This is a genomic window from Bacteroides sp., assembly GCF_052357945.1.
Taxonomy (GTDB): Bacteria; Bacteroidota; Bacteroidia; order Bacteroidales; family Bacteroidaceae; genus Bacteroides.
Genome location: NZ_DAWCXD010000075.1, coordinates 1 through 11,635, shown reverse-complemented (window position 1 = coordinate 11,635; position 11,635 = coordinate 1). Strand labels below are relative to the sequence as shown.

Below are 11,635 nucleotides of genomic sequence, written 5' to 3'. Positions count from 1 at the left end.
AGTTGTTGCTGGGTGCTTACTCTGCATTGAGCCGTCAGGTAAACGTAGGTACTGTAAAACTGTACACTCGTTATGAAATGCAAGACGTGGTGATCGTTGACGGACGTGCTCGCGGTATCATCGCTAAAAACCTTGTAACAGGTGAACTGGAACGCTTTGCCGCTCACGCTGTAGTTATCGCTACCGGTGGTTATGGTAATGCTTACTTCCTGTCTACCAACGCTATGGGATGTAACTGTACAGCTGCTATCTCTTGCTACCGCAAGGGTGCTGTATTTGCTAACCCTGCTTACGTTCAGATTCACCCGACTTGTATCCCTGTACACGGTGACAAGCAGTCTAAACTGACTTTGATGTCTGAATCTCTCCGTAACGACGGTCGTATCTGGGTTCCGAAGAAAAAAGAAGATGCTGTGAAACTTCAGAAAGGCGAAATCAAAGGAAGTGATATTCCTGAAGAAGACCGCGACTATTACTTGGAACGCCGCTATCCGGCATTCGGTAACCTGGTTCCGCGTGACGTTGCCAGCCGTGCTGCTAAAGAACGTTGCGACGCAGGTTTCGGTGTAAACAACACTGGTTTAGCCGTATTCCTTGACTTCTCTGAAGCTATCAACCGTTTGGGTATCGACATCGTTCTCCAACGTTATGGTAACCTCTTCGATATGTATGAAGAAATCACTGACGTTAATCCGGGAGAACTGGCAAAAGAAATTAATGGCGTAAAATATTATAATCCGATGATGATTTATCCGGCTATCCACTATACAATGGGTGGTATCTGGGTAGACTACGAACTGCAAACCACTATCAAGGGTCTGTTCGCTATCGGTGAATGTAACTTCTCCGACCACGGTGCAAACCGCCTCGGTGCTTCTGCATTGATGCAAGGTTTGGCTGACGGTTACTTCGTATTGCCTTATACCATCCAGAATTATCTGGCAGATCAAATCACTGTTCCTCGTTTCTCTACTGATCTTCCTGAATTTGCTGAAGCAGAAAAGGCAGTTCAAGCTAAGATCGACAAGTTCATGAGCATCCAGGGTAAAGAATCTGTTGATTCTATCCACAAGAAACTGGGTCATGTCATGTGGGAATATGTAGGTATGGGACGTACGGCAGAAGGCTTGAAGAAAGGTATTGCCGAACTGAAAGAAATCCGCAAGGAATTCGAAACGAATCTGTTTATCCCCGGTTCTAAAGAAGGTATGAACGTAGAGCTTGACAAAGCAATCCGTCTGTACGACTTCATCACAATGGGTGAGCTTGTTGCTTACGATGCATTGAACCGTAACGAAAGTTGTGGTGGTCACTTCCGTGAAGAATACCAGACTGAAGAAGGAGAAGCTAAACGTGATGACGAAAACTTCTTCTATGTAGCATGCTGGGAATATCAAGGTGACGATGAAAAAGCTCCGGTGTTGTACAAAGAACCGCTGGTATACGAAGCTATCAAGGTTCAAACCCGTAACTACAAGAGCTAATCGGTGAAGTTAAACATTTAAAAGAATTAGAAGAAAATGGATAAAAATATATCATTTACACTGAAGGTATGGCGCCAAGCTGGTCCGAAGGCTAAAGGTGCTTTTGAAACCTACCAAATGAAAGATATCCCCGGTGATACTTCCTTCCTCGAAATGCTGGATATTCTGAACGAACAGCTCATCAGCGAAAGAAAAGAACCGGTAGTATTCGATCACGATTGCCGCGAAGGTATCTGCGGTATGTGTTCTCTTTACATCAACGGACACCCGCACGGTCCTGCAACAGGTGCTACTACTTGCCAGATCTATATGCGTCGTTTCCAGGATGGTGATACGATTACTGTTGAACCTTGGCGTTCGGCCGGTTTCCCTGTAATCAAGGACTTGATGGTAGACCGTACTGCTTATGACAAGATTATGCAAGCTGGTGGTTACGTGAGCGTACGTACAGGTGCTCCGCAGGATGCTAACGCTATCCTGATTCCGAAGCCTATCGCTGACGAAGCTATGGATGCTGCTTCTTGTATCGGTTGTGGTGCTTGTGTAGCTGCATGTAAGAATGGTTCTGCTATGTTGTTCGTTTCTGCAAAAGTTAGCCAGTTGAACTTGCTGCCGCAAGGTAAACCGGAAGCTTTGCGTCGTGCAAAAGCCATGTTGTCAAAGATGGATGAACTGGGATTCGGTAACTGTACAAACACTCGTGCTTGTGAGGCTGAATGTCCGAAGAACATCTCTATCAGCAACATCGCCCGCTTGAACCGTGACTTCATCATCGCAAAATTAAAAGACTAGAAATTGCTAGATTTCGAGAGCGAGAGCTTAATTTGATTAATGACAGAATCCCCTGCCGGCTAGTCCGACAGGGGATTTCTTTATATATGAATGGATCATGATTATTATTAATAATCAGTTATCATGAACGGTTTTGTCCACGCAAATTACGTGGAGAAGCGCCAAAAGATTTCTTACAGAAATTAGAGAAATGAGGTAAGGACTCAAAACCATATTTATAGCATATCTCGGAAATACTATAAGCAGAATTATTCAAGTCATCGAGAATACCCTCTTTACGGCGTGCCAGCATCCATTCATAAACTGGTTCATGAAAGACATTATTGAAAATACGACGGAATGTGCTAAGGGTATATCCTCCTAATTGGGCTAGTTCTTCTACAGTCTTTACTTTCTTATAGTTTTGAATAACAAAGTAGTGGAAACTATTGATGTACTTAGAGAGCGGATGCACCAGACTCGAGAGGTCATAATCAGAATAATAATACCCCAACACAAATGCCAACTCTTTCCGCTTGAGAGACAACAAATCCCGACAGACTTTATTTCCTTTTAAATAAGTGATGGAACCCTGCAAAAAATATTGTAGTTCAGGAACTATCTTTATTGGGGAATAGATAAGTGGAGGTGATACATCTTTCATTATATGATTGAAACGAGAATCACAAAACAATTCCGGTTGAATAAAACGATAATAAATGCACTCACATTCAAGCATGGCAAGCATCTCAAATGTAGAATCAATAGCTTGAAGTATAAATTCACCTTCTTTAAGCATGGTACCGGCATATTCCTTACTATTAACCAGCATTTCTCCTTTAATCAAGAAAAGAATAAAATTTTCCTCACACCTCTGAGCTGGTTTATGAAAACCACGCTGATAAATAACATGAGTAATAGCATTGCTCACTGCTTTCGGACATATTTGACAATCCCAAGTTCCTTGACAAATAGATGGCATAAGCTGGCTGTGTTTGTATTTGTTTATGCTGCCAGCAAAAATATATGAAAGATTTCATATAGCCATAAAAAAAGGAAGAAAAGTGAAAAAGAAGCTATATGGAAAGAAATAGAAGTACTCAAAAATGCAAGCTTAGCTCTCAAACAGAAAGCCCCCACTTTTCTTGAAAAACTGAAAAGCCAAAAATACTTATATAAAAAACAGAATCCAGATATGAGCCAAAATATCTGAATTCTGTTTTCTCATTTATGCAAAATCATAGACAGTGTCACATTTTATCATTTAGCAGTCTCCTCTTTTTCGTCTGCAGTATTCCATTCGCTAACCTCTGTATCAAGCCCAACTTTAGCAGCACCGGCAGGTAATGTTAATACATATAGCACATTTTGACCAACTGTCCATTTGGCATCACTAGGAAGAGTTACTTTTTTAGTTCCTGAAAAGACTTCCATCGCACCCTGTTTCGTTGAATATGTTATTGATATAACCTTACCATTTACTTCTTGAGGAAATAGCATCCAAGATGCATTAGTATCAGCCAAAGAATAATAATTCTTATTTTCAACCTTATCTGCTGATTGTTTAACAGCATAACTATATGATGAAGTAGCAGCAGCAGCCAAATTCCATTCACCATTATCTGCATTAAAACTATATTTACCTGTTCCACCTTTAACATCAGCTATACTAACAGCAGTCACTGCATAAGTAAGCAAAGGATCATCAGGAATAAACGCAAAATTTATACGGGTTAGAACATGTTTAAAATCTAGGGTCAGTGTACCATCAGCTACTTTACTCGACTCTGAAGTAACATTAGTTGCATGTGCAACAACCAAATCTTTTTGATCCGCAGGAGTGCCATCAACAGTGAAAGATATTGTAGGGTAGCTAGCGTCAGGAAGAGAATAGGACGTAGGATCTGTCGTTGGGTATGCAAAGAATTGTACTTTTTTTCCTGAACTTATTGATGGCCAATAATACGTTCCTTTATCGGTAGTAGTCCAAGGTGCAGCAGCATTATCTTTCGCATATGAGATTCCATCCATGTATGCAGCTCCTAAAGCATCTGTTCCATTATAGTCACCATCTGTAATATAAGAACTTACAGTGAACCCTAAAAAGTTATTACTATTTGTATCTGTAGCTCTTGTAGCTTTCCTTACTACTGAAGTAAAATCAATCTTTGTTTGTTGATTCGGCGCCTCAAATTCCTCATTTTGTGAGCAACTCATAATTGCTAAAGCAGCTGTTACTGCCAATAAAATTTTCTTCATAACTGTATTTTTTAAAAGTTTATAATATTGTTCTATTTTGTTTATAACATCTATTTTAAATCACAGGTAATTCAACATTATCTTCCGGTCCCCACCCATCAACATTGCCATCCATTCCTCCACCCCCATCAGGATTCGGCGGTAACTCTGGCTTATCAACCTCAATCTTATCATCAGACGGTAACTCAATCTCCGGTGGAGGGTCCTGTTTTCCATCATCTCCTGTTCCAGTATCTTCAAGTGTCTCTATTATTTCAGTAACATCAATTGCTGCTTCTTGCACCGTATTATCCGTTTTGATAAATCTCAAGATCAACTTTATATCGCCTACACCACGGGAAGTTGCGCTCCCTGATTCTGATATTCGTGTCGGGACTGGCATTTCCTTTGCCTGCTTGAAAGCTGTGAAATACGCCACTACCTTATTACCATCTTTCTGTACCTCAAAATAGATAGGCCGCGAGGAAGATGCTTCATAACCTTTACCAATGTGGTAACAATCAGATAGTCCGTTAATACATCCTACGATTGTTGTTACGTACTCCAAACCTTTGACCTCTACCGCAAAAGAATACTTCTTCACTACCGATTCCAGTTTCCAATCCAAAGAAAGCACCTCTTCACTCTTATCTATTTTCAGTTCATCAATATTCAGCACATATAGTGAGTCCGGTGACCAAACCATCTTTTCCGTTCCTGCAATCCCTAAACCATTGCAGTTTCCTGTATAAGCTTCTATCGTTTCATAGGACTCTTCTCCTCGGATACGTATGGACTCCGTATTATAGTTGTAAGCTACAACCGAATACCGTCCCGGAGGAACTTTCATTTCTCCACCTCGTACCGAAAGGTACCTGTCCACTTTTTTACCCTCACCATCTTTCGGATAAAATATAACCCGGATACCTTCTGGTAATTTATCTGTTACTCCATCCCAGTTTAATGAAATTTCTACCCCACTTACAGGATAATCATCCAATATATCGCGACGGCTACACCCGTTTAGCACCAGCAGCGAGGACAGAAGCACAAGAAGCATGAATCTTGCATTTCGCATAACGCCCTCCTATCTCTTTGTTGTTATCAACCATACCAAAGAAACTTTTGCTTTGGTAGGACCAATAAAGTTATAACGCCCACTATTTGTCCATACAATATCCCCCTCATAAGGAGTATATTTCTTATATTCTGTTGTCAAATACCCTATGCCAAGACTGAATTCAAGGGAGAAGTGCCGTGCTAATTGCTTTGCATATCCATAAGTCACTCCAGCAGCTCCATAGTACTTACCCTGATACCCATCTCCACGTAACTGGAAATCATATATTCCACCTTCAGCATAAAGTCCAATAAAATGTCCGGTCAATCGGTTACGTTTCTGCCGGTTTCCCAGCCAATAACGTCCTTCCATCCCTCCAGAAAGGAGCTGATAGCAGAAATCGTGTTTACTATTCAACCACCACGGACATTTATATTCAGTATTCAAAGACCACCTCTTACCTATTGGAATTTCTATTTCTATATTCGGCGCCAATGCCAAATCATATAATAGATTGTTCTTTACTGCAAGCACTGTTTGGCTTTTCACCGGCTCTTCTGCCTCCGACATATCGACCTCACAGGTCTGTTTATCTTCACTTTCTCCCACAGGCTTATCAGGTTGATTCTTCGGAAGCGCCTCTTCCTGATTCGAAACAAACAACCCGGAGACAGAAGATACCGGTTCAAAAGCCTCTCTATCTATTATCGCAGTTTCCCCGACAATCGTTATAACAGACCGCCTCAATTCCGGAAATACATCACGAACCATATATCGGTAGGCGGCTCCCCGATTTAGCTTACGCAACAGTCGCTTTCTTTTGGCGATATCATCCTTATGATAGTCGATCAACATCAACACTTCTTCCCGGTCGGGTAAGTTGGTGTCAGATGCCACCAACTTACGAAACTCCAACCAATCCTCTCCCTTTGAACAAAAATGAATCTTATCAACATTATTAACTAATTCATATCGCCTCAAGAATTCCTTTATCGAGTTATTTCTCTTAGTAACCAAACTTTTATTATAAGACTCGTCACCATCAGGAGAAACAAAACTCACTACATTTAACGCTGTTATATATTTCGTATCCGAGTTTCCGGACAATAAGGAATCTAATGCTATAATTACCTCTTTATTACCCCTATAATAAGGATTCACATTCGTTTCATTCGCATCAAAATATATCACTACCCGTCGGATTGTATCATTTACAACAGTAAAAAATGGCACCGTAGCATACCCACTTTCTGGAAGGCTTAACAAAGCCATAAGAATAGCCAAGATAAAGATACCATGTTTCATTGTCGTTCGTTTCTGTTGACAAATATAAAAGTTAAAAAATAAATCAAATCATACTTTCAGGAGAAAATACAGGCCCTGAAAGGTTCTGTGAAACGATTGAAACGATTTTGCAAGTTTGAGGAGTATAAAAGCAGAAAATCATATAAAAAGAATGCACAGATTACCGATTAAGAATCGATTCTCTGTGCATTCACTAATTAAAGGCTTGCTTTAATACAAAGTCCAGTCTAATTATGCAGCCGGGTCCGGTGCTTCCCCTTTGCCATCATCGCCCGAATCAGGGTTACCCCCATTATTCCCCCCATTACTACTTCCGTCCGTATAATCCGTTTCAATTTCCGCACGGCGGGTAATGCTCATATCTTCCAACGTATTTTTGAAGATTTTTCCCGGATAAAATAAGATCTTTCTCTGAACGATCGACTTGGATGAGACCTCCTTCTCGTCATCTGTACTCTTAGCACGGATAGTAGGAGTGAAGATACCAAACTCACCCATCTGCACGCTCTTTCCATCATCAATATCCTCCGCCATCTTATCCACCAGACCACTGACGACCAAATCTACCACCTTACGATGGACGCCACAAAGCTCACTCACTTTCCGACACATCTTTGCAAAACTCACTTTACCGGAACGAACCGATTTTGCCACATACTTTTCGTTTTTGTCCTTGTCAAAACCGAACACTCTTTTTGTTACTACGTACTCTAAACCCATAATTGTTAAAGTTTAATTGGTCAAAAAAATAAAGGTTATCTGTTTGTCATTCTCTTTGTTTGAATGACTCTGCAAAGGTATATCAACTGCAAAACGTCCGGTCCCCTTTTGTCTCCTTTATGTCTCCTTTCATCGTTTGGAATCAATTATCATCGGAAGAGAATATTGCTAGTTATCAACAGAATATATCAAAGAATTATTTTTTTTCATAAAATGCGTATTTTCCATATTCAACACTCTAACTTATCAATGGATAGCCATTGAAATCCTAACAGCTAAAAGTCTTCCTGTAACTTTTACATTGAATGTCTACAAACAAGTCAGGCTGCAACCTCATCACAGACTGCAGCCTGACCTTTTTATAAAGTAACTTATAGTCTAACTCTCATAGAAATCTCACGCAAAAATATCGCTCCGCAGAATATAACCGATAACATCTCCCTTACGTACGGTAGCGCCTTGTTGTGCACATATTTCCACCACACGTCCGGTAAATCCGGTCAGAATCTTTTCATATTCTCCCCATGGAGTAGAAAGATAACAAAAAACTTCGTCATGCTGATATTTACGTCCGATGAAAGGAGCAATAGACGGTCCCTCTACGGAAACTTCCCAAAGTACCTGCCCGTTATCAGGAGCAATGACCGGGTCTGCCTTGGCACGTTTCAACTTCTTGATATCCTCTTCCGAATATCCGTTCTTCGCCATAGCCGCATCTTTAGCATGTTGTAACTCTTCCTCAAAACGCTTTTTGGCAACACCCGACTTATAATCACGATACTGGCGATCGTGCATGGCCAGTTCGAAAAGTTCCTCGTCATCCTCTCCATATTCCCAGCCATTTTCATCCATTTCCTTGCGATAATCATCCAAAGCATCCGGATAATTCAACTGCGGATCAGTATCAACAAACTCATACCCTTTAGACTTCGCCAATTCTACAATCTCCGGTGCAAGCGTACCAGGAAGACGCCCACTTTTACCCAAGATCATATCCCAAGTATGGTTGTCTATCATTGTCCAGCGCTCTTCCCCTTTTACCAATTGCATAAGATTCATCAATGCAACATTCTTCACATACTGACTGAAAGGAGTCACCAAAGGAGGATAACCCAACTTAGGCCACACATATTCCACTTCGTCGAAAAGCATTACCAGCAAATCGTCAAGACTAAGTTCTGGTTCGTTCTTATTTTTTAATATCATATTGATACCGGAATGCACTCCTTTCAAGTCTGCCATCATGGAACCCATCATACCACCCGGCAAACCACATTTCAATAAAAGCGAAGACATATATTTGTTGGTAGGATCCATGAAGTAACCCAGAAAATCATCTATGAATTCCTGCGTCATCGCACGAGCCTTCATATATGCTTTCATATTAATATCCGGAACCTGAAAACCTAAATCTTTCAACATTGCCTGTACCGAGATTACGTCCGGATGCACTTTTCCCCAAGACATCGGCTCCATAGCTACATCAATGATATCCGCACCATTCTCGCAAACCTCAAGGATAGAAGCCATAGACAATCCCGGCCCACTATGACCATGATATTGAATCAATATATCCGGATGTTTCTCCTTGATAGTCCTGACCAATTGCCCCAACATACCCGGGCGACCGATACCTGCCATGTCTTTCAAACAAATTTCAGGTGCACCGGCCTCAATCAGCTGATCGGCAATTCGGGCATAATACTCAACGGTATGCACCGGAGAATACGTGATACAAAGAGTTGCCTGCGGAATCATACCTGCTTCCAGAGCATATTTAATGGAGGGAATTATGTTTCTCGTCTCATTCAGTCCACAGAAGATACGTGTGATATCCACCCCTTGTGCATGCTTGACTTTATACATCAATTTACGCACATCCGCCGGAACCGGATACATACGCAATGCATTCAAACCACGATCGAGCATATGCGTTTGAATGCCCGCTTCTTTAAAAGGTGCGGTAAAAGCACGGACGGCTTTATTAGGATTTTCACCGTACAATAGATTCACTTGCTCAAAAGCACCTCCATTCGTTTCAACTCTTGTAAAACAGCCCATCTCAACAATCAATGGAGCTATACGTACAAGCTGGTCAACCCGAGGTTGATACTTACCGGAAGATTGCCACATATCCCGATAAACAAGACTGAATTTGATTTCCTTTTTCATCATAGCCAATAATAAGTGATTTTTTCTTTGGTTAACTTCACATATACAAATATAAAGGTTTGTTTTGACATATAGTCAAAAGTAACCTTTAAAAAATGGGCAAATAGAGATGTTTTACATCATAATGAAAGTAAAATCCTCTCAAACGCATCTTAATAATATAAATAACAAATCAAATTGTCTAATGTTCAGATATATCCCCTTAAGAATCCAAAGGCTTCACGAAATTTATTCATACTAAGGTTTGCACGAATGCAAATCGCTTTTCAAAGTCATCATTCGGTATAAAAAGGGTAAGATAACCATCAGGCATAATCCATCTATCATGGAGTTTATCATATTCAAAATTACTATTGCAATAATTAATATAAGATGTTATATTAGTGGAGTCATTAAGATAAAGAATAGATTTATTACAGATATCATTTTCTAAAACACAAACTAAGACAGCATTGTCCACTACAATCTCAATGCCTTTACTTGCTTCCTCCTTAAACAAATATTCATATATACACATCTCTTTTTTAAAAAACAATCTTTGAATGCGACTAGTTGTATTAGCGAGCACGCTTCTTCCCACATACAACAAATTTTCAAAGTGTGAATGCAATTTAAGAGTATCCATTTCATCATTTTTTTATTGTTATTACTCTGCTAAATATTTTATGACTGATCTCTCTCATTTAAGCCCCTTGACTTGCCAGGTATAAATTATTCTCCAAAGTAACATATTCACATTCATATACTCACAATCATATATGATTGTATGATAAGTTTCAATTAAAATAAAGAATTACAAGAAAAAACATCTACCCATTCAAGATTACACAAATAAAGATGAAATGAGACTGTCTTTAATAATGTAGTGATTATTAACCAGACACACAAAGATTTCGTATATTTCTCATTTCAACACACCGAAAAAAGTTTATCTTTTCTGCATAAACGACTTTTGAGTTTCTAATAAATTCTCAATAAGTTTATTAGAAACGGTATCCAAGTTTATTAAAAACCCGAATGTAGCTTTCAGAAGGATTTACGTTGAATTTATGCAACAAAAAAGGCTGCAAACCCTATAAAAGGTTGCAGCCTCAAGCTTTTTATCGGGTCGTCTATACCCTAATCCTCATAAGGATCTCTTAGATGTTTTGTTATAATCTTATACTGTTTCATCGTCAGATAACGATGATTATATGGCATATAACCGGTCGGTACAAGCTCTTTGGTCAACGGGTTACAGTCTTTAATCCATCGGCTCAGACAACGCACTGCATTTTTACTGGTCGTACATCCGGGGAAGTACAATGCAGCTAATACTGCAAAAGATAAGATTCGTCTCATTTCGTTTTTAAAGTTTTAATTTGTCGTTTCATTGTTTCTTTCGTTCTACAAATATACAACATCAAAAAGCGTTTGTCAAGTCTTTTGGGATTTTGCCGTTAATATAAAGGAGTATTTATCCATATCAAGTTAATTATCAATCAATTAATCCATTATTTTATTTTTTTCAATATTTGACATTTCAATTATTGCACAGCACTTAAATAAAACAAAATCTTTCCTTTAAAAGGAACGCATCGTTCCTTTAAAACCAACGGGGTGTTCCTTTTAAACCAAGAAAACACTTATATTCAGACCTTATTTTCTAATTTTCCCAGAGGCTGTAATGGTATTCAGGAAGACTTACTTTCCCCCCTATTACCTATCCCAAAAAGCATCCTACTTTAGCCATTAAGAACGCACCGTGTACGATAACAGTGAAAATCAGTGAAAGAATTTAAAAGAGAAACAAATACAACAGAATTATTTGGAGGTTAGTTTGCAAAGACATACATTTGTCATGTGATTTTTTTCATAGTATTAGATTTAAGGTTAACAAAGGTTG

At 39.5% G+C, this 11,635-nt stretch carries 10 protein-coding genes; 2 read left to right on the top strand and 8 right to left on the bottom strand.

Annotated features, from left to right (window positions below; translation table 11 throughout):
* Together sdhA and ACT8YW_RS14030 are read left to right on the top strand one after the other, a co-directional pair.
* A partial coding sequence (sdhA, locus tag ACT8YW_RS14035) for a succinate dehydrogenase (quinone) flavoprotein subunit (protein ID WP_444105668.1) occupies window positions 1-1,484 on the top strand: 1,484 nt, incomplete at its 5' end.
* Window positions 1,485-1,520: 36 nt separating this feature from the next.
* Window positions 1,521-2,276, top strand: coding sequence for a succinate dehydrogenase/fumarate reductase iron-sulfur subunit (locus tag ACT8YW_RS14030; RefSeq protein ID WP_004324019.1), 756 nt, complete (start codon window positions 1,521-1,523; stop codon window positions 2,274-2,276).
* 121 nt (window positions 2,277-2,397) lie between these two features.
* Here ACT8YW_RS14030 and ACT8YW_RS14025 read toward each other — a convergent pair whose 3' ends face one another.
* From ACT8YW_RS14025 to ACT8YW_RS13990, 8 genes are all read right to left on the bottom strand, one after another.
* Window positions 2,398-3,237, bottom strand: coding sequence for a helix-turn-helix domain-containing protein (locus tag ACT8YW_RS14025; protein WP_004324020.1), 840 nt, complete (start codon window positions 3,235-3,237; stop codon window positions 2,398-2,400).
* A 278-nt stretch (window positions 3,238-3,515) separates the two neighbouring features.
* Entirely contained in the window at window positions 3,516-4,514 is a 999-nt protein-coding gene (locus ACT8YW_RS14020; protein ID WP_444105666.1) for a fimbrillin family protein, read from the bottom strand.
* 55 nt (window positions 4,515-4,569) lie between these two features.
* Window positions 4,570-5,571: a DUF5119 domain-containing protein gene (locus tag ACT8YW_RS14015; RefSeq protein WP_444105664.1), complete on the bottom strand. Its 1,002-nt coding sequence runs from the start codon at window positions 5,569-5,571 to the stop codon at window positions 4,570-4,572.
* A 9-nt stretch (window positions 5,572-5,580) separates the two neighbouring features.
* Complete coding sequence (locus ACT8YW_RS14010) at window positions 5,581-6,858, bottom strand: DUF3575 domain-containing protein (RefSeq protein WP_444105662.1); 1,278 nt, start codon at window positions 6,856-6,858, stop codon at window positions 5,581-5,583.
* 231 nt (window positions 6,859-7,089) lie between these two features.
* A complete protein-coding gene (locus tag ACT8YW_RS14005; protein ID WP_444105660.1) occupies window positions 7,090-7,578 on the bottom strand; it encodes an HU family DNA-binding protein in 489 nt (162 codons plus the stop codon).
* 396 nt (window positions 7,579-7,974) lie between these two features.
* Entirely contained in the window at window positions 7,975-9,750 is a 1,776-nt protein-coding gene (locus ACT8YW_RS14000; RefSeq protein ID WP_444105687.1) for an oxaloacetate decarboxylase, read from the bottom strand.
* Between the two features lie 232 nt (window positions 9,751-9,982).
* Window positions 9,983-10,375: a hypothetical protein gene (locus ACT8YW_RS13995; protein ID WP_444105658.1), complete on the bottom strand. Its 393-nt coding sequence runs from the start codon at window positions 10,373-10,375 to the stop codon at window positions 9,983-9,985.
* Window positions 10,376-10,869: 494 nt separating this feature from the next.
* The gene (locus tag ACT8YW_RS13990) at window positions 10,870-11,091 is read right to left on the bottom strand and encodes a DUF4248 domain-containing protein (protein WP_444105656.1); all 222 of its coding nucleotides are present in this window, start codon (window positions 11,089-11,091) and stop codon (window positions 10,870-10,872) included.
* Between the last annotated feature and the right edge of the window lie 544 nt (window positions 11,092-11,635).

Coding starts and splice junctions, on each gene's coding strand:
- ACT8YW_RS14030 (WP_004324019.1), top strand. CDS start 1,521: ATGGATAAAAATATATCATTTACACTGAAGGTATGGCGCCAAGCTGGT.
- ACT8YW_RS14025 (WP_004324020.1), bottom strand. CDS start 3,237: ATGCCATCTATTTGTCAAGGAACTTGGGATTGTCAAATATGTCCGAAA.
- ACT8YW_RS14020 (WP_444105666.1), bottom strand. CDS start 4,514: ATGAAGAAAATTTTATTGGCAGTAACAGCTGCTTTAGCAATTATGAGT.
- ACT8YW_RS14015 (WP_444105664.1), bottom strand. CDS start 5,571: ATGCGAAATGCAAGATTCATGCTTCTTGTGCTTCTGTCCTCGCTGCTG.
- ACT8YW_RS14010 (WP_444105662.1), bottom strand. CDS start 6,858: ATGAAACATGGTATCTTTATCTTGGCTATTCTTATGGCTTTGTTAAGC.
- ACT8YW_RS14005 (WP_444105660.1), bottom strand. CDS start 7,578: ATGGGTTTAGAGTACGTAGTAACAAAAAGAGTGTTCGGTTTTGACAAG.
- ACT8YW_RS14000 (WP_444105687.1), bottom strand. CDS start 9,750: ATGAAAAAGGAAATCAAATTCAGTCTTGTTTATCGGGATATGTGGCAA.
- ACT8YW_RS13995 (WP_444105658.1), bottom strand. CDS start 10,375: ATGGATACTCTTAAATTGCATTCACACTTTGAAAATTTGTTGTATGTG.
- ACT8YW_RS13990 (WP_444105656.1), bottom strand. CDS start 11,091: ATGAGACGAATCTTATCTTTTGCAGTATTAGCTGCATTGTACTTCCCC.